Source organism: Corallococcus sp. AB045 (assembly GCF_003668895.1).
GTDB classification, from domain to species: Bacteria; Myxococcota; Myxococcia; order Myxococcales; family Myxococcaceae; genus Corallococcus; species Corallococcus coralloides.
Genome location: NZ_RAWN01000144.1, coordinates 1 through 25674, shown reverse-complemented (window position 1 = coordinate 25674; position 25674 = coordinate 1). Strand labels below are relative to the sequence as shown.

Genomic DNA, 25674 nt, shown 5'->3' with positions numbered 1-25674 from the left:
GTGTCAGGGGCGGCGGGAGGCGTGTCAGGGAGCGCGTCCGGCAGCTCCTTGTCCAGGTTGCGCAGCCGCGGGTTGAACCACCCGGCCGCGACGTTCGTGAGCGTCAGCAGGCCCAGGACGATGAAGATGACGGCGATGCCGCGCCCCGGACCCACGCCCAGCAGGCGGCCCATGGTGCCGGCGAGCGCGCCCCCCTCGCGCATGGCCGGCTCGAAGATGTCGTCCGCGAGCGGTCCCGCGATGAGGCTCGCGAGCGGCGACACGCAGAGGATGATCATCCGCTTCACGGCGGCGGCGCGGCCCTGGAGGTCCGAGGGAATCTTGCGCTGCCAGATGGACTGGATGCCCGCCATCACGGGCGGCATGGTGAACAGGTAGAGCGCGGCGGCGGTGGCGACGAGCATGACGCTGGGCGACGGCGCGGCCAGGAAGAGCACCACGCCCGAAAACGCATGGAAGCCGAGGATGCCGTACAGCGGGTTCTTGGGGCCGCCCCACACGCCCATGCCGATGCCGCCCAGGAGCGCGCCCACGCCCGCGATGGACGCGATGCGGCCTAGCGTGGAGATGTCCGTGAAGGCGAGCACCAGCGGGGTGATCAGCAGCACCACCAGGTCCATGCACAGCACGGCCACGCCGGTGAAGGCCATCAGGGACAAGAGCCCCTTGCGCGCGCTGATGAAGGCCCAGCCCTGCTTCATCTCCGCGAACAGCGACCCCTTGCCCTGCTGGCCCTCCGCGGAGGCGGTGGGCCGCGGGAAGCGGACCATCAGCAGGGTGGTGACGGCGATGAAGAAGCTGCAGACGTCCACCGTCAGCACGCCCACCAGGCCCACGCTGTCGATGAGCGCTCCCGCGATGATGGGGGCGAGGATCTGACTGGCGCCGCTGGCCACCTCCGCCATGGCGTTGGCGCGGCCCAGGTGCTGCTTGGGCACGATGAGCGTCACCGTGGCGAAGAAGGCCGGCCAGCGGAAGGCGCCGAAGCACGCGCCCAGGGAGACGGGCAGGTAGAAGTGCCAGGTCTCGAGCTTGAACAGTCCCCGGTCGCTGGCCATCAGCATGCCGAAGATGAGCATGGTGGTGAAGCCGTTGCCCAGGTCCGCCAGCAGCATGGCGCGGCGGCGGTCCCACCGGTCGATGAGCGTCCCCGCGATGGGGGACAGCACCACCATGGGCGCCAGCGCGAAGAAGGACAGCAGCGCGAACTGCGTGGTGGAGCGCGTGTCCAGGAAGACCTTCGCGCCCACGCCGAAGGACGTGAGGCCGGAGCCGAGGATCGAGATGAGCTGGCCGAACCAGGTGATCCAGAAGACCCGCATGGGCTGGGTGATGGTCAGGCGTTGCGCGAGGCTCATTCCACGTCTCTTTCTCCTGGGGGGCAGGAGGGTCAAGGGCCCGCGCACCGTACTACGGGAGTGCGCGCGGGCCCGGCGTTGCTAGGGGGATTTCAGCTCTGCTCCAGCTCCGCGAGCATGGCTTCCAGGGCTTCGGGATCCAGCTGGCTGGCGCTCGCCTCCACGATGGCCACCGTCATCACCTCCACGGTGGGGGACTCGAAGAGGGCGCGCATGGACAGCTCGACCTGGAAGGCCTCGCGGATGCGCGACAGCAACTGCACGCCCAGCAGCGAGTGGCCGCCCAGCTCGAAGAAGTTGTCGGTGATGCCCACCGACTCCACGCCCAGCAGGTCCTGCCAGAGCGCGGCGACCTTCTCCTCGGTCTCGTCGCGCGGAGCGAGGAAGGCGTTGGCCAGCGGGGGACGCGGGTGCTTGCCGCTGGCGCTTCCGCCCGCGCGGGAGGTGGAGGCACCCTCGCGAGCCACCTGCCGCCGCGCCTCCAGCGACCCGAGCGACGCGAGGAAGCGTCCACCGGTGGGCTGGGTGAGCAGCGCGCGCAGGAGGCGGAAGCCCTCGGCGGGGGGGATGACGGCGTCGGGCCGGAAGCCCTCGCCCACGCCCCACACGTCCCAGTCCACGGTGTACCAGCGGGTGCCGCCCAGCCGGGCCTGCCGTGCCGCCACCGCGTCCATGCCGGCGTGCGCCGCCGCCACCGCGCTGACCGCCATGCCGCCCAGCACCACGGTGAGTGAGGACTGCACCACGACGAAGTCCGGCTGCCGCGACGACAGGGCCTCCGCCAGCTGCGTGAGTCCTCCGAAGCGGCCGGCCAGCAGCGGGGTGGTGGCCTCTGGCGTGGCCTCGGCCACGGAGATGCGGGTGGCCATGCCGCCGTCGCCCGCCGCGTAGAAGACACCGTCGATGCGGCCGAACTTCGCCTCCACGACCTGGAGTGCCTTGTCGAGCTGACCGGGGACGCCCGCGTCCGCGCGCAGCGCCAGGACCTGTGCGCCCGAGCGTTCCAGCGCGCGCATGCGGTCGATGACCTTGGACGTCGCGTCCTGCGCGTCATGGCCCGCGCGCCACGCGTCCCATTCCCCGGGGGCGGGGAGCGTGCGGCGCGACAGCAGCACGAGCTTCGGCTTCACCGCCTGAGTGAGCTGCTCCGCGAGCGCGAGGCCCACTCGGCCTAGACCACCGACGATGACGTAGACCCCGCCGTCCTTGAGGCCGGTCTGTTCCGTGGAGGCCGGGACGTCGATGGTCTCGAATGCCTCGACGTGGCGATACGGACCGCGCAGCGCGACCACCGGGTCCTTGCCGGCGGCCAGCTCCGTCACCAGCCTTTCCAGCCACGGGCCCGAAACGGACTCATCCGGCGCGGGCCAGGTGACGTCGACGGCGCGCACGGTGAGGCCAGGGTACTCCTGCGGCAGCACTCGGCTGGCACCGACAGCGGCCGCCTGCCAGGGCAGCAGCGGCTCCTCGCCCGTGACGTCCTGGGCGCCAGTGGTCACCACGTCCAGCGTCACGGGCGTCTTCGCCGCGCCCGGGCCCACGGTCTTCGCCAGCGCGAGCAGCCCGTGGAACGACGTCGTGAGTCCCGAATCCAGGTCGCGCGGTTCCTTCACCAGCGGCCACAGGTACGCGACGTGCGCGGGTGTCCACTCCTCACCGCGCAGCCGCTCCAGGTGTTCACCCACCGCGTCCGGGGATGACGGATCCACGGCGAAGCGCTTCGTCACCGGATCCGACGCGCCCTGTCCCGCGACGAGCGACACCACGTCCGCGCCCGCCTGGCGCAGCCGCTCCGACACGCGCGCGGCCACCGGCGTGTCCGCCTCCAGCACCAGCCAACGCTGGCCCGTGAGCGACGGCACCTGGGGTGACGCGCGCGTGCGCGGCCACGCGGGCACGGTCAGCTCCATGCCCTGCGTCGTCGCGGCCCGCGCGGCGGCGGCGCGGGGCAGCGCGGGCGGCGGACCCTTGAGCAGGTCGTAGCGCTCGCGCTGGAAGGGGTAGGCGGGCAGGGGGATGCGGCGGCGGGCCTCGCCCTTGTAGACGCGGCCGGCAGTCGACTTCGCGCCCGCGAGCCACAGCTTCGCGAACGCGTCCGCGGCGTGCGTGCGCGCGTCCTGCTGGGCATCGCGCGGCGCGGGCAGCGTCGAGAGGATGGCCGGGAAGGTGCCTTCCTGCGCGTTGCGACGCACCAGCGTGGCCAGCGCGTTGCCGGGACCGACCTCCAGGAAGACGTGCTCGGGGTCGTTCAACAGCAGCGTCGCCGAGTCCTGGAAGCGCACGGCGTCGCGCAGGTGGCGGGCCCAGTACGCCGGGCTCACCGCGTCCTCGCGAGTCACCCAGGTGCCGGTGACGTTGGACAGGTAGAGGTCCTTCGGCTCCTTGCGCGCGACCTTCGCCACCGCCTGGCGGAACTCCTCCACGATGGGGTCCATCATGTGGGAGTGGAACGCGTGCGACGTGTGCAGCCGCGATACCTCCACCTTCTGGGCCTCCAGCTTCGCCTGGAGCGCGTCCACTGCATCGGTGGGGCCCGCCACGACGGTGAAGCCCGGTGCGTTGACTGCGGCCACGGAGATGCGCGCGTCCATCAGCGGCGCCAGCGCCTCCGGCGTCATCCGCACGGACAGCATGGAGCCCGAGGGCAGCGACTGCATCAGCCGGCCGCGCGTGGCCACCAGCGCCAGCGCATCGTCCAGGGTGAACACGCCCGACAGGCACGCGGCCACGTACTCACCGATGCTGTGGCCCACCATCGCCTGCGGCGTCACGCCCCAGGACGTCCACAGCTTCGCGAGTGCGTACTCGATGACGAACAGCGCGGGCTGCGTGAGGGACGTCTGCTTGAGCTGCTCGGTGGCCTTCTCGCGCTCGTCCGCAGGCGGATAGAGCACGGTGCGCAGGTCCAGGCCCAGGTGCGGCTTGAGCTTCTCCGCGCAGGCGTCCACCTCCGTGCGGAAGACGGGCTCCTGCTCGTAGAGGCCACGGCCCATGTCCACGTACTGCGAACCCTGGCCGGAGAAGAGGAACACCACCGGCCGGCGCGTGTTGGTGCCGGAGCCGCCCAGCAGCCGCCGAGCATCCCGCAGCGCCGCCTTCGCGTCCGCCACGTCCTTCACCACCACCGCACGGCGGTGCTCGTGCGCGTGGCGGCCCACCTGGAGCGTGTAGGCCACGTCCGCCAGGGACACGTTCGGGTTCGCGTCCAGGTGCGCGGCCAGCCGCTCCGTCGCCGCGTCCAGCGCCGCGGGAGTGCGGGCGGACAGGGGCAGCACGTGCCACGCGCGGTGGGACGGTGCGGGGGCGGCCGTCTTCGGGGCCTCCTCCAGGATGACGTGCGTGTTGGTGCCGCCGATGCCGAAGGCGCTCACGCCCGCGCGGCGCGGTCCATTCGTGGAGGTCCACGGGCGCGGCTGCGAGGGCACGAAGAAGGGGCCCGCGTCGAAGTCGATGACGGGGTTGGCCTGCTGGAAGTGGGGGCTCGCGGGGATCTCGCCGTGCTCCATGGCGAGCACCGTCTTCACCACGCCCGCGATGCCGGCCGCCGCGTCCAGGTGGCCGATGGCCGCCTTGAGCGAGCCCAGCGCCACGCGCTTCTGACCCGTCTCCTTGCCGCCGAAGGCCTGGTTGAGCGCGGCCACTTCAATCGGGTCGCCCAGCGGGGTGCCCGTCGCGTGGGCCTCCACGTACTGGATGTCGTCCGGAGTGACGCCGGAGATGGCGAGCGCCTCCGCGATGACCGCGGCCTGGCCCTCCACGCTGGGCGCGGTGAAGCCCACCTTGCCCGCGCCGTCGTTGTTCACCGCCGTGCCCAGGAGCACGCCATGGATGGTGTCGCCGTCCTTCAACGCGTCGGACAGGCGCTTGAGCACCACCACCGCCGCGCCCGCGCCGCGCACGGTGCCGTTGGCCTTCGCGTCGAACGCGCGGCAGTAGCCGTCCGGAGAGAAGATCATCCCCTCCTGGTAGAGGTAGCCCGCCGTCTGCGGGAAGGACACGGAGGAGCCGCCCGCGAGCGCCATGTCGCTCTCGCCGGACAGCAGGCTCTGGCACGCCAGGTGGAGCGCCACCAGTGAGCTGGAGCACGCCGTCTGCACCGTCGCGGACGGGCCTCGCAGGCCCAGCCGGTGGGACACGCGCGTGGCCACGTAGTCCTTGTCGTTGGCCAGCATCACGCCGAACGAACCGGCCGCGTCCATCAGGTCCGGCTGCCGCATCAGCGCGCGCAGCAGGTACGAACTCAGGCTCACGCTCGCGTAGACTGCCACCGCGCCCTTGAAGCGGCCCGGGTCGTAACCGGCGTTGTCCAGCGACTCCCACGCGCACTCCATGAAGATGCGCTGCTGGGGGTCCATCAGCTCCGCCTCGCGCGGGCTGTAGCCGAAGAGGCCCGCGTCGAACTCCGTGGCGCCCTCCAGCACGTAGCTGGAGCGCACCCACTGCGGATGGGCGCGCAGGGCCTGGGGAACGCCCGCGTCGTCCAGCTCCGCATCCGTGGGCACGCGACGCGCGTCGCCGCCGCGCCGGAGCATCTCCCAGAAGCCCTCCAGCGTCCGCGCACCCGGGAAGCGGCCCGACAGGCCGACGATCGCGATGCGCTCCTCGCCACCACCCACTGTGTCACTCATCCGCGTCTCCATCCGTTTCCACCCGACCGCGCGAAGCCCCCGCGCGGCGGTTGACCGTGCGTCGCGCCTCGGCACGGGAGCGGCCCGCCTGCGCCGCGTCCTCCGAGGGCGTGTCCTCCCGGCGCGACAGCCGCGCCGCCAGTGCCCGCACGGTGGGGTACTGGAAGAGGTCCGTGAGCGCCAGCGTCACGCCGAGCTCCGCCGTCAACCGGCGGTGCAACTGGAGCGCGAGCAGCGAATTGCCACCCAGCTCGAAGAAGGGGTCGTCCAGGCCCACCTGCTCCACGTGGAGCAGGTCCTTCCACGCCTGGGCGATCTGCTGCTCGATGGCTGTCCCCGGCGCCACGAAGGGCCGCGACGGATCCGCGCCACCTACTTCCGGCGCGGGCAGCGCCTTGCGGTCCGCCTTGCCGTTGGGGCTGAGCGGCATGCGCTCCAGCACCACGATGTTGGACGGGACCATGTACTCGGGCAGCCGCTCCAGCAGGTACGTGCGCAGCGCCGCGCCCTCCGGCTTCGCGTCCTTGCCGGTGACGTAGGCCACCAGCCGCTTCTGGCCCGGCCGGTCCTCGCGCGCGAGCACCACCGCCTGGCGCACCGTGGAGTGCTTCTCCAGCGAGGATTCAATCTCGCCCAGCTCGATGCGCAGGCCGCGGATCTTCACCTGGAAGTCCGCGCGGCCCAGGTACTCGATTTCGCCGTCCGGCAGCCACCGCGCCACGTCGCCCGTGCGGTACATGCGCGCGCCCGGCACCGTCGCGTACGGATCCGGAATGAAGCGCTCGGCCGTCAGTGAGGGCCGCGCCAGATAGCCACGCCCCACCTGCACGCCGCCGATGTACAGCTCGCCCGCCGCGCCCTGGGGCACCGGCTGGAGCTCCGCGTCCAGGATACGGATCTGCGTGTTGTCCACCGGCCGGCCAATGGGCACGGAGCGGCGGCCGTCGTTCGCCTTGCACGCGTGGAACGTCACGTCCACCGCGGCCTCGGTGGGGCCGTAGAGGTTGTGCAGCCCCGCGCCGGGCAGCGTGCGCAGGCACAGCTCCTTCAGCTCCAGCGGCAGCGCTTCACCGCTGCACACCACGCGCTGGAGCGACGTGCACTCCGCCACGCCCGGCTCGTCCAGGAAGGCCTGGAGCATGGAGGGCACGAAGTGCAGCGTGGTGACGGACGCGGAGGCAATCAGCGCCTTGAGGTAGCCCGGGTCCTGGTGCCCACCGGGCTTCGCGACCACCAGCTTCGCGCCCGTCATCAGCGGCCAGAAGAACTCCCAGACGGACACGTCGAAGCTGAACGGCGTCTTCTGCAACACTGTGTCCGACGGCGTGAGCCGGTAGGCGGACTGCATCCACAGCAGGCGGTTCACCACCGGGCCGTGCGCGTTCATCGCGCCCTTGGGGCGGCCCGTGCTGCCGGACGTGAAGATGATGTACGCCAGCGAGTCCGGCGTGGCCGTGGGCGAAGGCGCGGTGGTGGGCTCGCGGGCAATCTCCTCCCAGCCCGTGTCCAGCTTCACCACCTTCGCGTCCGACGCCGGCAGCCGCGCCAGGAGCCGCTCCTGCACCAGGAGCACCGGCGGACGCGCGTCCTCCAGCATCCAGCCCAGACGCTCCTGCGGGTAGCCCGGATCCAGCGGCACGTACGCGCCGCCCGCCTTCAGCGTGCCCAGCAGGCCCACCACCATCTCCAGCGAGCGCTCCACGCACAGGCCCACGCGGACTTCCGGTCCCACGCCGTGCTTGCGTAGCGCGTGCGCCAGCTGGTTAGCGCGGGCGTCCAGCTCGCGGTAGGTGAGGCGGCTGCCCTCGAACTCCAGGGCCACGGCGTCCGGCGTGCGCGCCACCTGCGCCTCGATGAGCGACGTGAGCGTCGCGTCCTTCGGGTGCGTGACGGCGGTGCTGTTCCAGTCCTTCAGCACGCGCTGGCGCTCGGCGGAAGGCAGCAGCGGCAGGCGGGAGATGGGCACGTCCGGCTGCGCGACGATGCCTTCGAGCAGCGTCAGGTAGTGGCCCAACAGCCGCTCCGCTGTGGAGCGCTCGAACAGGTCGGTGCTGTATTCGGCGATGACGCGCAGGCCCTGCGGCAGGTCCACCAGCAAGAGCGACAGGTCGTACTTCGTCGTGCCGGTGTCCACCGGCTTCGCCTCCATCACCACGCCCGGGGCCTCCAGGGCCGGCATGGGCGCGTTCTGCAGGACGAACATCACCTGGAAGATGGGCGAGTGGCTGAGGTGCCGCTCCGGCTTGAGCGCGTCCACCAGCCGCTCGAAGGGGATGTCCTGGTGCGCGTACGCGTCCAGCGTGGACTCGTGCACGCGGTTCAGCAGTTCCTTGAACGTGGGCTTGCCGGATAGGTCCGAGCGCAGCGCCAGCATGTTCACGAACAGGCCGATGAGCCCTTCCACCTCAGCGCGCGGACGGCCGGCGATGGGCGTGCCCACCACGATGTCGTCCTGCCCGGTGTAGCGGGACAGGAGCACGTTGAACGCGGACAGCAGCGTGACGAAGAGCGTGCGGCCCTCGCGCTGGCCCAGCGCCTTGAGCGCCTGGGTGAGGGCGGGGGACAGGTGCATCACCTGTCGCTCGCCCTTGGAGCTCATCAGCGCCGGACGCGGCTTGTCCTGCGGCAGCTCCAGCAGCGCGTTGGGGTTGAGGCGGTTCTTCCAGTAGGTGAGCTGGCGCTCCAGCTCCGCACCCTGGAGCCACTCCTTCTGCCACGCCGCCCAGTCCGCGTACTGAAGCGGCAGGGGCTTGAGCGGCGAGGGCTGACCCTCCAGGCACGCGCGGTACAGCATGGCCAGCTCGTGCACGAGCACGCCCATGGACCAGCCGTCGGAGACGATGTGGTGCTGATCCACCAGCAACACCTGCTCACCGTTGCCCAGGAGCATCAGCACTGCGCGCAAGAGCGGGCCCTGCTCCAGGCTGAACGGTTGCTGCGCGAGCGTGACCACGCGCCGCTGGGCTTCAGCCTCGCGCTCGGTCACCGGCAGCCCCTGGAGGTCCATCACCTCCAGCGGCACTTCACCCGTGGAGGCGATGACCTGCACGCCGCCGCCTTCGCGCTCCTGGAAGGTGGTGCGCAGCGTGTCGTGCCGCTCCACCAGCAGGGCCAGGGCGCGGCGCAGCGCGTCCGTGTCCACGGTGCCCGTCAGGCGCACCGCGGTGGGCATGTGGAAGGCCGCGCTGCCGGGGCTCCACTTGTCCAGGAACCACATCCGCTCCTGCGCGAAGGACAGGGGCGCCTGCTTCGAGGCAGGGCGCGACTTGTCCTTCAGGAGCTGGGCCAGGCGTGCTCGCTTCTCTTCGGGCGTCATGTTCAGGCCGCGTCCTCGCTGCTGCTGCTGTCACCGCCGTCACCGTCGCCCGCGTCTTCCATCACCGCGAGCAGCTCCGCCACCTGTTCGTCCGACAGCTGGTCCATGTTCTCCAGCAACTTCTCCGCCTCCGCCGCGGTCACCTTCTGCTTCGCGGCGGGCGTGGCCACCGGCTGCGCGGCCACCAGGGGCTGCGTGGGCGTGGCGCCCTCCACGGAGTAGCCCAGCCGTTCAATCACCGCGTGGGTGGAGGCGTCGAAGGGGCGGGGCCATTTGATCCGCTTCCAGGACTCGCCCATCTTCTTCTCGATGCCCTGGTGCTGGAGGATGTTCGGGTCACCGAGGCCGCCCATCATGCGGTCCTTCTTGCCGTCGTACGGCTGGACCATGCGCTCGTCGAACTCGAGCCCCAGGAACTGGGCCACGCCGGTCATCACCTTCGTGGGGTCCGCGACCAGGTCCTCGTAGCGGACCCAGTGGCAGCGCTCGCGGCCGATGCCGTCGAAGAAGTTGAGCAGGTTCCGGTTGGACAGCGCCCACACCGTCTCCGCCACCACGTAGGGGTCCACGTCCGCGTCACCGAAGAGGCCGGCGGCGAAGAGGCGGTCGAAGCGCATGCGGAGGATGGACTCCATCACCGGGAGCGGGTGGCGGTAGAGGTAGATGTACTTGTTGCCCTCGAACATCCGCTCCGCGCGCTCCAGCGTCTCCACGTCCATGGCGTACGTGGGCGTCTTGTCCACGAGCAGCCGGGGCGAGGACTTCTCCTGGAGGCGGCGATAGACGTCCTGCGCGGACATGTCATCCGCGACCAGCCGGTCCACCAGCGCGGCACCCGCGGGCGAGTCCAGCTTCTCCAGCTCCATGAGCGCCCACTGCAGGCCGCCCGTGGTCCACTCCATCTCGCTGCCGAAGCCGATGTTCTCGCGCCACTCGCGCATGCCCTCGAAGAAGAGCAGGTTCACTTCCGGCGGGCAGAACAGCCGCGGGTGTCCCGCGAGCATCACGCGGAACAGCGTGGAGCCCGCGCGCGGGCTGGAGTGCACGAACACCATGGGCGGGTTCTTCTTCGCCGTGTTGGTGCGCTGCATGCCGGACGTCTGGGCTCGATAAGGCTTCAGCGGATACGCGGACAGCGGCTTGTTCTCCGCGAAGCGCTGCGGGTCCTGGAGCCGGTCCATCTCCACCAGCAGGTACTTGGACAGCTCCGGGATGGACGGATGCGCCTGCACCTCGTGCGGGTAGAGCTGGAACTTGAAGTCCTGCCGCAGGTCGTACTCCAGCTCCGCGCCCAGCGCGTGCAGGTCGTAGCCCTTGAGGCTGCCGTCGGCGGGCAGCTTGTCCAGCGGGATGCGCAGGCCTTCGGAGATGTGGTGGCGCAGGTACTCGGTGAGCAGGGCGGGGCGCTCGGTGGGGAACGCGGTGCGCAGACGCTCCGCGATGGGCTTCTCCGTGGAGGCCGCGCGCTTGCCCAGCTCCTGCTCCACGCGCCCGGCGACGCCCGCGACGGTGGGCGTCTCGAAGAGGCCGCGCAGCGACAGGTCCACCTTCAGCACCGCGTGGATGTGGTTGCGCAGCTGCGTGGCCAGCAGCGAGTGGCCGCCCAGCTCGAAGAAGTTGTCGTTGATGCCGATGCCGTCGATGCCCAGCACCTGCTCCCAGATGCCCGCGACGGTCTTCTCCAGCTCCGTGCGAGGCGCGGCATAGGGCGTGAGGATGGAGGGCCGCGCGTGCTTGTTGCCCTTCGCCGCGTCCTTCTTGCCCTTCTCCGCCTTCGCGGCCCGAGGTCCCTGACGACGGCGCGCGGCCAGGTCACCCGTGGAGACGGCCAGCCGGCCACTCTCGCCATGCGACAGCGCGCGGCGCAGCGCCTCCAGGCCCTCGGCGGGCTGGATGGCGAACTGGGCCAGCGTGGGGGACAGCTCCGCCATGGCCTGCGCGTCCGCGAACTGCCACGCGTCCCAGTCCACGCTCAGCCACGGGTAGGCGAAGCCCTCCGTGCGCGCTTCCGCGAAGGCGTCCATGAAGGCGCTGGCGGAGGCCTGTGCCACCTGTCCCAGGCCACCCAGCACGGACGACAGCGACGACACGAGGAGGCAGAACGCGGGGCCTTCCTTCGGGAGCACCTGCTCCAGTACGCGCACGCCGTGCACCTGCGGGCGGAAGTGCCAGGCGCACTCGTCCGGGCCCGTCTCCGCGATGGTGCCCAGCGTGGCGCCTTGCATGCCGCCCGCCGCGTGGATGACGCCGTCGATGCGGCCGAAGCGCGCCACCGCCGTGTCCACCACGCCGCGCATGGACTCCACGTCGGTGAGGGACGCCGGCAGCACCAGCATCTCCACGCCCGTGCGCTCCAGGGCCAGCGCGCGCTGGATGCGGCGGGACACCGCGTCCTGCACGCCGTGCTTCTCCACCCACGCCGTCCACTGGCCGCGGCTGGGGAAGTCCGGCGTCTCCACCAGCGTCAGCTTCGCCTGGTGCACCGTGGCCAGCTCGGACGCCAGCGCATGGCCGATGCCGGTGAGGCCGTCGGTGATGAGGTACGCGCCGCCGTCGCGCAGCACCTCCGCGTTGGCCGCCTCCAGGCGCACGGGCTCGAAGGTCTGCACCCAGCGCTGGCGGCCACGCAGGGCCACCACCGCGTCACGCGGTTCGGAGCCGAGCTCCGCCGCCAACCGGTCCGCCACCGCGCCCGCGTCGCCGGGCACTACGTCCACGAAGCGGCACGAGAGGTTCGGGTACTCCTGCGGCAGCACGCGCGAGGGGCCCACCAGCAGCGCCTGCTCCGGCAACTGCGCGTCCGCCTGCTCCACGCGGGCGGAGCGGCTGGTCACCACGGACCAGGTGAGCGGCTCCAGGTGGCCCGTCTCGCTCAGGGCGCGGGCGAGGAACAGCTGGCTGTGGAAGCCCAGGTCCAGCGCCTTCTCCTGAGACACCGGCTCGCGCGACAGGCTCCACAGGTGCAGCACGTTGGAGAACGCGCGGCCCTGCTTCTTCAGCGCCTCCAGCACCGAGCAGAAGTCCTCGCGGCGCGCGGGGTCCACCGTGAACGTGCCGTCCGGACGCTGCTCGAAGCGCGCGCCGGGGACGACGCGGAAGACGTCCCCGCCCAGCTTCGGCGCCAGGGCCTCCGCCACGCCGGTGTCGTCCGCGAGCACCAGCCAGCCCTCGCCCGCCGCGTCCTTCGCCTTGGGCAGCGGGGACAGCTTCCACGACGGCGCGTAGAACCAGTCCGCCACGTCCGAGCGCTTCGCCAGCGACGCGGGCGCGTCCGTACGGGCCCCACCGCCCAGCGGCTTCGCGTCGATCCAGTAGCGCTCGCGCTGGAAGGGGTAGGTGGGCAGCGGCACGCGGCGGCGCTGCTCATTGGCCGCGAAGCCCTTCCAGTCCACCGTCACGCCGTTCAGCCACAACCGGCCCAGCGCAGCCAGGAGCACCTGGAGGTCCGGCGCCTGCTCGCGCGGGTGACGCGTGGAGGAGATGAGCACGCGGCCTTCCGCGCCCGGCTGCTGCTTCGCCAGCGTGGTGAGCACCGTGCCGGGGCCTACCTCCAGCAGCGCGGCCTGCGGCCACTTGCGGGACAGCTCCTGGAGGCCCGCGGAGAAGCGCACGGCCTGGCGCAGGTGAGTGGCCCAGTAGCCCGGGTCGGTCGCCTGCGCCGCTTCAATCCAGGTGCCCGTCACGTTGGACAGGAAGGGCAGGGTGGGCGCGTTGAGCTTCACCTGACGCACGCGTGCGGTGAAGGTCGCGAGGATGGGGTCCATCATCGCGGAGTGGAACGCGTGCGACGTGTGCAGCCGCGACACCTCCACGCCCTGCGCCTCCAGCTTCGCCTGGAGCGCGTCCACCGCGTCGGTGGGGCCCGCGACCACGGTGAAGCCCGGCGCGTTCACCGCCGCCACGCTGACGTTCGCGGGCAGCAGCGGCTTGAGCGCGGACTCCTCCAGCTTCGCGGACAGCATGGCGCCCGAGGGCAGCCCCTGCATCAGCTTGCCGCGCGCGGCCACCAGCGCCAGCGCGTCATCCAGGCTGAACACGCCCGCGAGGCACGCGGCCACGTACTCACCGATGCTGTGCCCCAGCATCGCGGAGGGCTTCACGCCCCAGCCCGTCCACAGCTTCGCCAGCGCGTACTCCACGGCGAAGAGCGCGGGCTGCGTCAGCTCCGTGCGCGTCAGCGCCTGCGTCGCCGCTTCCGCCTTGGAGGCCTCCGGGAAGAGGACCGTGCGCAGGTCCAGGCCCAGGTGCGGCGTCAGCTTGTCCGCGCACGCGTCCAGGTGCCGCTTGAAGGTCGGCTCGGACGCGTACAGGTCTCGCGCCATGCCCACGTACTGCGAGCCCTGGCCGGGGAACAGGAAGGCCACCGGCCGTTCGTGCACGTCCGGCACGTTCGTCCACTGGCGGGGGCTGTTCTCCACCTCCAGCGCGGCCAGTGCGTCGTCGCGGTCGCGGCACACCAGCACGCGCCGCTTCGCCATGGCCTGACGGCCCGTCTGGAGCGTGAAGGCCACGTCCGCCAGCGCCTGCGCGGGGTTTGCCTTCAGGTGCGCGGCCAGGTTCTTCGTCGCCGCGTCCAGCGCCGCGTCGCTCTTCGCGGACAGCACCAGCAACTGCACCGGGCGGGACGCGCCGGACGCCGGAAGGGCCGGGGCCTCCTCCAGCACGATGTGCGCGTTGGTTCCGCCCACGCCGAAGGAACTCACGCCCGCGCGGCGAGGATGCTTGGGGTTCGCCTGCCAGTCGGCGAGCTTCGTGTTGACGAAGAACGGGCCGCCCGCGAACGGGATCTCCGGGTTCACCTCCGTCACGTGAAGGCTGGGCGGAATCTGCCGATTCTCCAGCGTCATCACCGCCTTGATGAGGCTGGACACGCCGGCCGCGTTGGCCAGGTGGCCGATGTTGCTCTTGAGCGAGCCCACCGGAATCTTCGGAGGATTCGCCTTCGCCGCCGCCGAGCGGAACTTGAACGCCTTGTTGAGCGCGCGCACCTCGATGGGGTCACCCATCTTCGTGCCGGTGCCGTGCGCCTCCAGGTAGCCGATGGTCTCCGGCGCCACGCCCGCGGCGCCCAGGGCCTCGGTGATGACGGTGGCCTGGCCCTCCACGCTGGGGGCGGTGAAGCCCACCTTCAGCGCGCCGTCGTTGTTGATGGCGCTGCCCTTGATGATGGCGTGGACGTGGTCGCCGTCTTCAATGGCGTCCGCCAGCCGCTTGAGCACCACCACGCCCACGCCGCTGCCGAACACCGTGCCCTCCGCCTTCGCGTCGAACGCGCGGCAGTGGCCGTCCGGGGACACGATGCCGCCGGGCACGAAGGGGTAGCCCTCCGGGTGCTTCACGTGCACGGACACACCACCGGCCAGGGCCAGGTCGCACTCCTCATTCAAGAGGCTCTGGCAGGCCGCGTGCGTGGCGACGAGCGACGTGGAGCACGCGCTGGTGATGGAGTAGCTGGGGCCGCGCAGGTTGAGCTTGTACGCGACGCGGGTGGCCAGGAAGTCGCCGCCGTTGTTCACGTCGATCTGCACCTGGTCCATGCCGCTCAACTGGTCGAAGTTGGGGACCAGGTGGAACACCAGATACGTGTTGGTGGCCGCGCCCGCGAACACGCCGATGGAGCCGTCGAAGCCCTCCGGCGTGTGGCCCGCCTTCTCCAGCGCCTCCCACGCGCACTCCAGGAAGACGCGGTGCTGCGGGTCCATCAGCTCCGCCTCGCGGGGCGTGAAGCCGAAGAAGCCCGCGTCGAACAACTCCATGCCGGCGAGCGCGGCGCTGGCCTTCACGTGGCGCGGGTCCTTGCGCAGGACGGGGTCCACGCCCAGCTTCTCCAGCTCCGCGTCAGGGACGGGCTGGATGGACTCCACGCCGTCGCGCAGGTTCTTCCAGAAGGAGTCCAGGTCGGGAGCGCCGGGGAAACGTCCGGCCATGCCGACGATGGCGATGGCCTGCGCGTCGATGTTCGATTCAGCGGACATGGGGTGTGCTCGGCTTCGAAAGGTGGGGGGAGGGGACGGCTACTCCTCGTCGGAGGCGCTGTCGCCCCGGCGGTTCGCGCGGCGCGCACGGCGGCGCTCCCCGCGGCTGAGCGCCTCGGTCTCCTCGGGCGCGGCTTCCGTGTCCTCGCTGCCGCTGGCGGCCTTGAGCAGCTTGGCCAGCGCCCCCACGGTGGGGCCTTCGTAGAGGGTGACGGCCGGCAGCGCGACGCCGAACTGCTCGCGCACGCGGGCAATCAGCTTCACGCCGACGAGCGAGTTGCCACCCAGCTCGAAGAAGTTGTCGTGCACGCCGACCTGGTCGATGCCCAGCGTCGTCTGCCAGAGGCGGGCGATCTTCTCCTCCAGCTCGTCACGCGGCGGCACGTAGGCGTTCTGGAGCGCGGGCCGGGGCGTGGTGCCCAGGGAAGAACCCGCCTCCTGCTTCGCCTCCGCCTGCTCCTGAGCGGCGGCCGGCTGCGCCCACTTGCGCGCGCGGGCGCGCAGGTTGCTCGTGGACACGGCCACGTGGGACACGGCGCCCAACTGGAAGAGCTGCTCGAAGGCGTCCTCGCCCTCGGAAGCCGTGATAGCCAGCGCGCCGAACGGGCTCTGCGCGCCGCCCGCGCGGGACTCGTACTGCCACGCGTCCCAGCCCACGCTCATCCACGGCACCGGCGACGTCTGCGCCTGCTTCGTGGCGAACGCGTCCATGAATGACGTGGCCGCCGAGTACGACGCGAGCCCCAGACCGCCCAGCACCGCCGCCAGCGACGACGACAGCACGCAGAAGTCCAGCGAGCGCCCGCGCACCGCCTCCTCCAGCGCGTACAGCCCGCGCACGCGGCCGTGGAAGGTGTCGCGCACGTCCTCGGGGCGGGTGTCCGGGATGGCGCGGAAGAGCGCCTGGCCCACGTCACCCGCCGCGAACACCACGCCGTGCAGCGCGCCGAAGTGCGTCAGCGCCGCGTCCACGGCCTCCTTCACCTGGACCTTGTTGCCCGCGTCCACGGACACTGTGTGGACCTGCGCGCCCAGCGCCTCCAGCTCCCGCACCTGACGGATGCGGCGGGAGACGGCGTCGTCCTCGCCATGCGCGGAGAGGTGCGCGTCCCACTGCGAACGCTCCGGCAGCGCCGTGCGGCCCGCGAGCACCAGCTTCGCCTTCGTGCGCTTCGCCAGCGACTTCGCGTGGGAGAAGCCCAGCGTGCCGAAGCCGCCGATGAGCAGGTACACGCCCCCGTCGCGCAGCGGCAGTTGGGCGGCGCGCGGCGCGTCCGCCGGCACGTGCTCGAAGTGCTGCACCCAGCGGGCGCCGCCGCGGTACGCGATGACGGTCTCCAGCTTGGACGGCGTGGCGGCCTCGGACAGCAGGGCCTCCACCAGCACCGTCTCCTGCCAGCTGCCGGACGCCGGCAGGCGCACGTCCACGGCCTTCGCGGACAGGTGGCCGTACTCCTGCGGGATGACGCGCACCGGGCCCAGCACCGTGGCCAGCTCCGGGTTCGGGGCTTCGTCGCCCAGCGCCTGCATGCGGTTCGTTACCGCGACCAGCGACACGGGACGCGTGCCGGGCTGACGGCCCAGGGCCTGCGCCAGGGACAGCAGCCCCAGGAAGCCCTTGCCCAGCGCGGACTCGAAGTCCGCCTCGCCGTGTGCGTCGCCCAGGCCCAGCGTGCCCAGGTGCAGCACGTGGTCCGGGGCGCGGCCCTGCGCGGTGAGCGCCTCCAGCACCGTGGCCTCGCCGCCCAGCGCGAGCGACCAGTGGTGCTCGTCATGCTTCGCGGTGACGGCGGCCGGGGTGATGCGCACCACGTCCTGCCCGGCTTCGCCCAGCTTGAGCGCGAGCCGCGCGCCCAGGCCCTCGTTGGAGTCGTCCGGGAGCAGCAGCCACCAGGTGGCCTTCTTCTCGCTCCAGGTTCCCTGCGGCGACGGCAGCGCGCGCTGCCACGACGGCAGGTAGAACCAGCGGGCCACGGGCTGCTTCTGGTCCGCGGACGCCCACTCGGCGCGCTCGCCGTCGGCGGCGGTCTCCTTGCGCGGATCCACCCAGTGGCGCTGACGCTCGAACGGGGACGTGGGCAGCGGGATGCGGCGGCGCTTCTCACCGCCACGGAACGCATCCCAGTCCGCCTCCACGCCCTCCAGCCACAGCCGGCCCAGCGTGGCCAGCACGTGGTCCAGGTCCGCGACCTGCTCCTTCGGGTGGCGCAGCGAGTTGATCAGCGCGTGCTTCGCGCCCTTGTCCGGGTGCTGCCGCGCCAGCGTGACGAGCGTGTTGCCCGGGCCCACCTCCAGCAGGATGGCGTCGGACTCCTTGAGCAGCTCCGCCACGCCGTCCGCGAAGCGCACCGCGCCGCGCAGGTGCTTCGCCCAGTAGTCGGGGCTCGTGGCCTGCTCGGTCGTCACCCAGGTGCCGGTGACGTTGGACAGGTAGGGCTTCGTCGGCGCCTTCCGGGCCACCTTGCGCACCGCCTCGCGGAAGGCGTCCAGGATGGGGTCCATCATCGCGGAGTGGAACGCGTGCGACGTGTGCAGCCGCGAGGACGCCAGTCCCTGGAGCTTCAGCGTCTCCACGAACGCGTCCACCAGCGGCGTGGGTCCAGCGACCACGCACGTGGCCGGGCTGTTCACCGCCGCCACGGACAGGCCCTCCGGCAGCATGGGCGTGACGTGCTCTTCCGGCAGGGACACCGCGAGCATGGAGCCCGCGGGCAGCGACTGCATCAGCCGGCCACGCGCGGCCACCAGCGCCAGCGCGTCGTCCAGCGTGAACACACCCGCGAGGCACGCGGCCACGTACTCACCGATGCTGTGGCCCACCATCGCGTGCGGCGTCACGCCCCACGACTCCCAGAGCTTCGCGAGCGCGTACTCGATGACGAACAGCGCGGGCTGCGTGAGGCCCGTCTGCTTGAGGCGCTCCGACGCCAGCTCGCGAGACTCCGCGGCCGGGTACAGCACCGTGCGCAGGTCCAGGCCCAGGTGCGGCTTGAGCTTCTCCGCGCAGGTGTCCACCTGGGCGCGGAAGGCCTTCTCCGTCTCGTACAGCTCGCGGCCCATGTCCACGTACTGCGAGCCCTGTCCGGAGAACATGAACATCACCGGACGGCCGCTGTTCTCCGCGCTGCCTGAGAAGACGCGGCCCGGCGTGCGCTCCGTCAGCGCGGAGGCCAGCTCCGCCGTGGTTCGCGCCACCACCGCGCGCCGCTTGCCGAAGCGCTTGCGCCCCAACTGGAGCGTGTGCGCCACGTCCGCCAGGTCCACGTTCGGGTTCTCGCGCAGGTGCGCGGCCAGCCGGTCCGTGGCTACCTCCAGCGAGTTCTCCGTGCGCGCGGACAGCAGCACCACCTGCGCGGGCAGGCGGGCCTTGTCGGTGGCGGGCAGCTCCGGCGCCTCCTCCAGGATGGCGTGCGCGTTGGTGCCGCCCATGCCCAGCGACGTGACGCCCGCGCGGCGCGGCGTCTCCCCACGAGGGAAGTCGCGCAGCTCCGTGTTCACGTAGAACGGGCTGTTGGGGAAGTCGCACGCCGGGTTGGGCGTCTTGAAGTTGAGGCTGGGCGGAATCACCTTGTGGTGCAGCGTGAGGGCCGCCTTGATGAAGCCCACCGCGCCCGCCGCCGAGTCCAGGTGGCCGATGTTGCTCTTCACCGAGCCCAGCGCGCAGAAGTTCTTCTTGTCCGTGCCCTGGCGGAAGGCCTGCGTGAGCGCCGCGACTTCAATCGGATCACCGACCTTGGTCGCCGTGCCGTGCGCCTCCACGTAGCCGATGGAGTCCGGATCCACGCCCGCCACCGCCTGCGCCAGCGCGATGACCTCCGCCTGACCCGCGACGGCCGGGGCCATGTAGCTGACCTTCTGCGAGCCGTCGTTGTTCACCGCCGAGCCGCGCACCACCGCGTAGACGGTGTCACCGTCCTTGAGCGCGTCCGACAGGCGCTTGAGCGCGACCACCGCAGCGCCGTGGCCGGCGACGAAGCCTGCGGCCTCCTCGTCGAACGTGTGGCAGTGGCCGTCCGGCGCCGTGGTGCCACCCTCGTGGTACAGGTAGCCCGCCTTCTCCGGGAAGTGGATGGATACGCCACCGGCCAGCGCCATGTCGCACTCGAACGACAGGAGGCTCTGGCAGGCGTAGTGGATGCACGTGAGCGACGTGGAGGACGAGGACTGGACCGTGACGGCCGGGCCCTTCAGGTCCATGCGGTACGCCACTTCGGTCGTGAGGCTGTCCTTGTCGTTGCCGATGGACGCCTGGAGGCTCTCCACCGACGCGACGTGCGCCAGGTGCGAGTACAGGTTGGAGAGCAGGTACGTGTTCATGCTCATGCCGCCGAACACGCCCACTCGGCCGGGCTGGCGCTCCGGGCTGTAGCCGGCGCTCTCCATGGCCTCCCACGCGCACTCCAGGAAGACGCGGTGCTGCGGGTCCATCAGCGCGGCCTCGCGGGGGTTCATCCCGAAGAAGGCCGCGTCGAACTGATCCGTGTCGCCCAGCGTGCCGCGGGCCTTCACGTAGTTGGGCGCGCGGACCATCGCGGGGTCGGCGCCCTCCGCGATGAGCTCCTCATCGGTGAAGAACGTGATGCTCTCCACGCCGCCGGTGAGGTTCTTCCAGAACTCGGAGATGGTCTTCGCACCGGGCAGGCGGCCACCCAGGCCGATGACCGCGATGCCATCCACTTCAAGAGTGTCAGTGCTCATGGAGCCGTCCTTCGAAACCTGGGGGGTGTGCCTGAAAGTCGTTGGTTACTTGCCACGGCCGCGCGCCTGCTGACGCCGCGCCTGGGCGGCCCGGCGGCGCTCCGCCTCGTCCTTGATCTTCTGGGAGGCCGCGCCCGAGTCCTCGCCCTTGTTCGCCAGGTGCTGGGCCAGCGCGCTCACCGTGGTGAACTTGAACATGTCCACCAGCGCGAGGTCCGCGCCCAGCTCCTCCTTCAGCCGCCGGTGGGCCTGCGCGATGAGCAGCGAGTTGCCACCCAGCTCGAAGAAGTTGTCGTTGAGGCCGACGCGCTCCACCTTGAGCACCGCCGCCCAGATGGCCGCCACGCTGCGCTCCACCGCGCTCTGCGGCTGGGCGTAGGCGACGCCGGACGCAAGGCGCGCCCCTTCCGGCGCGGGCAGCGCCTTCGCGTCCACCTTGCCGTTGGGCGACAGGGGCAGCGCGGACAGCGGCACGTACGCGGACGGCAGCATGTACGGCGGCAGCCCTTCCGCGAGGAAGGTGTTCAGGTCCGAGTGCGTGGGCGCGGGCTCGCCCAGCACCACGTAGGCCACCAGGCGCTTGTCGCCGGGTGAGTCCTCGCGCGCCATCAGGAACGCGTCCTTCACGGCCGGGTGGCGGCGCACGGCGGCCTCCACCTCACCCAGCTCGATGCGGAAGCCGCGGATCTTCACCTGATCATCCGCGCGGGACAGGAACGTGAGCACGCCGTCCGGCAGCCAGCGCGCGCGGTCGCCCGTGCGGTACAGGCGCTCGCCCTTGTTGGAGCCGAACGGGTTCGCGATGAAGCGCTCCGTGGTCAGCTCCGGCCGCTTCCAGTACCCGCGCGCCACGCCCAGGCCGCCCACGTACAGCTCACCGGCGACGCCCACGGGCAGCAGGTTGCGCTCCGCGTCCAGCACGTACACGTCCGTGTTGATGACGGGCCGGCCGATGGGCACCCACGCGTGGCCCTGCAGGTCCTCCACCGCCATGCGGTGGTAGGTGGAGCACACGGTGGTCTCCGTGAGGCCGTAGCCGTTCACCACCGGCACCGTGGCGAGCAGCTTCTCCACGTCGCTGGCCACCAGCGCCTCGCCGCCGGAGAGCACCAGCTTGAGCGGCGGCAGTTGCTCCAGGCGCGCGTTGAGCCCGGCGATGACCGCGGGCACCGTGCTCACGATGGTGACGGTGTGGCGCGTGATCAGCTGGAAGAGCTTCTCCTGGTCGAGGATCTCATCCTCGGTGGGCAGCACCAGCGCGCCGCCCGTGCACAGGAGCGGGAGGATCTCGCCCACGAAGCTGGCGGAGGCCACCGACGTGAGCGGCAGCATCCGGTCCGTTGCCCCAGGCGCGTAGGACTCCACGAACGAGCGCACCAGGTTCGCGAGGCCCCCGTGCTCCAGCATCACGCCCTTGGGCTGGCCGGTGGAGCCGGAGGTGTAGACGAGGCACGCCAGGTCCCCGGCCGCAACCGTCGCGGCGGGCGCGGAGGACAGCGCGCCGTCCAGCGGCTGGTCCACGAACAGAGTGCGCGCGGACGTGCCGGAGGGCAGCGTGCGCTGGAGCCACGACTGCGTGATCAGCACCGGCGCCTGCGTATCGCCGAGGATGAAGGCCACGCGCTCGGACGGGTAGGCCGGGTCGATGGGCACGTACGCCGCGCCCGCGGCCATCACGGCCAGCACGGACACCAGCGTCTCCACCGAGCGCTCCAGGCAGATGCCCACGATGTCGCCCGGCTTCACGCCCGCGCCGCGCAGCCACGCGGCGAGCCGCCCCGCGCGAGCATCCAGCTCACGGTAGGTGAGCTGCGCGTCCTTGAAGAGGACCGCGACGTTGTCCGGCGTGCGAGCCACCTGCGCCGCGAAGAGGGCAGGGAGCATGTCCGCCTGCGTGAGCGGCACGCGCGGACCCTTCCAGGTCTCCAGCAGCTGCTGCTGTTCAGCCTGCGTGAGCAGGGGCAGCCCCGCGAGCGCGCGGCCCGGCTGGGCGGCGATGCCGGACAGGAGCGTGGCCAGGTGCCCGGCCATGCGCTCGATGGTGCCGGCCTCGAAGAGGTCGGTGTTGTACTCGAAGGAGGCCACCAGCTCGCCGTCCGCCTCGCCCATGGTGAGCGTGAGGTCGAACTGCGCGCCGCCGTGCGACAGCAGCAGCGATTCAATCGGCAGGCCCGCCACGGTGGACTTCGCGCCCGGGATGTCCAGGGCGAAGGGCGTGAGGCCGCGCTCGTCCAGCTTGGAGGCGCGCTGGTAGACGAACATCACCTGGAACAGCGGCGAGCGGCTCTGGTCACGCACCGGCTGGAGCCGGTCCACCAGCGCGCTGAACGGGTAGTCCTGGTGCTCCAGCGCGCCCAGCATCGTCTGGCGCGTCTGGGCCAGGTAGTCCGTGAAGGACAGCGTGGGGGACGGCCGCGTGCGCACCACCAGCGGGTTGACGAAGTAGCCCGTGATGCCCGCCAGCTCCGCGCGTCCGCGGCCCGCGCTCACCACGCCCAGCGTGAAGTCCTGCTGGCCGGTGTAGCGGTGCAGCAGCACCTGGAACGCCGTCTGGAGCACCATGTTCGGCGTGGCGCCGTGCTCGCGCGCCAGCGTCTTCACCGCGCTCGCGACGTTCGCGTCCAGCCGGGTGGTGTGGACGCGGCCGTTGAAGGTCTGCGCCGGGGGACGCGGGTGGTCCGTGGGCAGGTCCAGCACCGGCAGCGTGCCGGACAGCTGCTCGCGCCAGTACTTCTCCAGCGCCTGGCCGCGAGCGCCGGTGAGCATCTCCGCCTGCCAGCGCGCGTAGTCCGCGTAGGTGCGCGCGGGCTGCGCCAGCGTGGGCCGCTTGCCCAGCTTGAGCGCCGGGTAGAGCGCGTCCAGCTCCTCCGCCATCACCGCCAGCGACCAGAAGTCGGTGACGATGTGGTGCATCGCGATGAGCAGCGCGTGGTCCTCCGCGGCCCGCGACACCAGCCGCACGCGCAAGAGCGGACCCTTCTCCAGGTCGAACGGGCGGCGGGCCTCGGCGGACAGGTGCTCCGCGACCTGCGCGTCGCTCCAGCCCTTCGTGTCCGTGGTGGTGAAGTCCAGCGGCAGCTCCGCGTGCACGCGCTGCACGGGGCCGGTGGCCGCCATGACGAACGTGGTGCGCAGGGCAGGGTGGCGGGCCACCAGCGCTTCGAAGGCGCCCTTCAGCGCGTTGGCGTCCAGCCCCGCGCGCACGCGCACCGCGACGGGCACGTGGTAGGCGGCGCTCTCCGGCGCGAGCTGGTGCATGAACCACAGCGCCTGCTGTCCGCCGGACAGGGGCGCGTCACCCGTGGCGGACGAGGCGGCCACCGCGCTCGAGGCCTGCTGGGACGGGGGCGCCGACATCAGCGTCACCACGACCTCCGCCAGCTTCGACAGCGACACGCCCTGGAGCACGTCCGACAGCGGCAGGTCGATGCCCAGCCCCGCGTCCACCGCGCTCTTGAAGTCCACCGCCATCAGCGAGTCCACGCCGTAGGCATGCAGCGGCTTCTGCACGTCCACCTGCGCGGTGGGCAGCCGCAGCACCTGCGCGGCCTGCTCCTGGAGGAACACCGCCACCATGGCCCGGCGCGCGGTGGCGTCTGTCACCACCGCCAGCATCTTCTGCAGCATGCTGGTGTCCGGGCCCACGGGCGCGGGCGCGGCGGCGGTTTCCGGGGCGGCGGTCTTCACGGTCTCGGGCGCGGGGGCGGGCGCGGCGGCGAGGATGCTCTTGTGCAGCGCCTCCAGCGTGTCCGCGACGTACTCCGCCCGGGTGGCGAAGCGCTGGATCTTGCCGCTGGACGTCTTCGGGATGGCGCCCGGCCCCAGCAGCACCACGCCCTGGGCCTGCAGGTCGTGTCCGGCCGCGACGGCCTGCCGGATGCCCTGCGCCAGCGCGTCCAGGTCCACGCCGTCGCGCTCCACCGCGCGGCGGTCCACCTCCGTCACGACGATCAGGCGCTCCTCGTCGTCCTGCTCGATGGAGAACGCCGCCGTGCAGCCGGGACGGATGGCGGGGTGGGCGGACTCCACCGTGCGCTCGATGTCCTGCGGGTAGTGGTTGCGCCCGCGGATGATGATCAGGTCCTTCAGCCGGCCGGTGACGAACAGCTCGCCGTCCGAGAGGAAGCCCAGGTCGCCCGTGCGCAGGAACGGCGTCGGGTCCCCCGTGCCGGCCAGCGGCTGCTGGAAGGTGGTCCGCGTCTGCTCGTCGCGGCCCCAGTAGCCCTGCGCGATGCTGGGACCGGCGACGCGAATTTCACCCACCTGGCCCGCCGGCAGCGGTGCGCCCGTCTCCGGATGCGCGATGACCAGGCGCTGATCCGTGAGGTTGCGGCCGGAGCCCACCAGCGTCTGTGCACCGGGGCTCGCCGCCTCCTTCGCCACCACGCGGTTGTCCTTCATCGCGCCCGCGTCCACGGTGCGCTGCACGGGCAGCTCGCGCTTGTCACCGCCGGAGGCGATGAGCGTGCCCTCCGCGAGCCCGTAGCAGGGATAGATGGCCTCCGAGCGGAACCCCTGCGGACCGAACGCCTCCGCGAAGCGCCGGAGCGTGTCCGGCATGATGGGCTCCGCGCCGTTGAAGGCCAGGTCCCAGTGGCTCAGGTCCAGCTTCGCGCGCTCCTCCGGCGTGGACTTGCGCACGCACAGGTCGAACGCGAAGTTGGGCCCGCCGCTCGTGGTGGCCTTGTAGCGGGAGATGGCCTCCAGCCAGCGCATGGGGCGCTTGAGGAAGTCCACCGGCGAGAACAGCGTCACCGGGAAGCCGCCGTACAGGGGCTGCAGGATGCCGCCGATGAGGCCCATGTCGTGGTACGGCGGCAGCCAGATGACGCCCTGGCTCTGCGTGGAGTGACCGAAGCACGAGTGGATCAGCTTCGAGTTGTGCAGCAGGTTGCCGTGCGTCAGCACCACGCCCTTGGGCGACGACGTGGAGCCGGACGTGTACTGGAGGAACACCCGCGTGTCCGTCGCCACGCCGGGGTCCTTCCACCCTTCGGCGACCTCCGCGTCCAGCGTGTCCGTGGCGATCCAGTGCAGCTCCCGCAGCTCCGGCGCCTGCTCGAAGAGCATCTCCCCCATGCCGTAGATGAAGTCGGTGGTGAGGGCGATGGTGGCCTGCGCGTCCTGGCTGATGGCCAGGAGGCGCGGCAGCGTGCGCGCCAGGCGCATGGGGTCCGGCGGATAGATGGGGACCGCGATCACGCCCGCGTACAGACAGCCAAAGAAACCGGCGATGTAGTCCAGCCCGGGCGGATACAGCAGCAGCGCCCGCTGGCCCTGGGCGCCGCGCGCCTGGAGCGCCGCCGCGATGGCGCGGGCCTTCTGATCCAGCTCCGCGTACGTCAGGTGCGCTTCATCCGTTTCCCCGTCCAGCAGGAACGTAAAGCCCCGACGGTCTCCCTGGGCGCTCGCGCGGACGCGAAGCAATTCAACCAGGGTGGAAAACGCAAGGTCAGAGACCGGGGAAGAACCGGGCGTGGTTCCAGTAGGCATGACGCGACTCCTGGGAGGCGGGGGTGTTCCGTGCACGGGGAGCACGGAGACGCGGATTCAGGGGCCGGGGCGCTGCTGTCTCCCGGCTAGACAGGAATTCAAAGGGTCAGTCGCAATCAGCACCCGCCGTGAAGGGGCGTTGTTTCGCGCATGTATCGCCTGACGCGCGTGCGAGCAATCCCCCCCCACCCACATTGGCGCCATTC

6 protein-coding genes are annotated in these 25674 nt (G+C 71.4%); all 6 read right to left on the bottom strand.

All coding sequences use genetic code 11. The features are described 5' to 3' along the window. The coding region (locus D7Y21_RS28595; protein WP_121716946.1) for an MFS transporter at window positions 1–1358 on the bottom strand (1358 nt) is incomplete at its 3' end. A gap of 92 nt (window positions 1359–1450) precedes the next feature. Further along, window positions 1451–5986, bottom strand: coding sequence for a type I polyketide synthase (locus tag D7Y21_RS43530; protein WP_158627373.1), 4536 nt, complete (start codon window positions 5984–5986; stop codon window positions 1451–1453). Beyond that, on the bottom strand, window positions 5979–9302 hold the full coding sequence (locus tag D7Y21_RS28585) for a non-ribosomal peptide synthetase (protein ID WP_121716948.1): 3324 nt from the start codon (window positions 9300–9302) through the stop codon (window positions 5979–5981). The genes D7Y21_RS43530 and D7Y21_RS28585 overlap by 8 nt, the downstream gene beginning before the upstream one ends. 2 nt (window positions 9303–9304) lie before the next feature. Beyond that, window positions 9305–15277 carry a type I polyketide synthase gene (locus D7Y21_RS28580; protein ID WP_121716942.1) on the bottom strand — a complete coding sequence of 1991 codons (5973 nt, stop codon included), beginning with the start codon at window positions 15275–15277 and terminating at the stop codon, window positions 9305–9307. 39 nt (window positions 15278–15316) lie between these two features. Beyond that, entirely contained in the window at window positions 15317–19975 is a 4659-nt protein-coding gene (locus D7Y21_RS28575; RefSeq protein ID WP_121716940.1) for a type I polyketide synthase, read from the bottom strand. 45 nt (window positions 19976–20020) lie between these two features. Continuing rightward, window positions 20021–25402, bottom strand: a complete 5382-nt coding sequence (locus D7Y21_RS28570) for a non-ribosomal peptide synthetase (protein WP_158627372.1) — start codon at window positions 25400–25402, stop codon at window positions 20021–20023. Window positions 25403–25674: the final 272 nt, after the last annotated feature.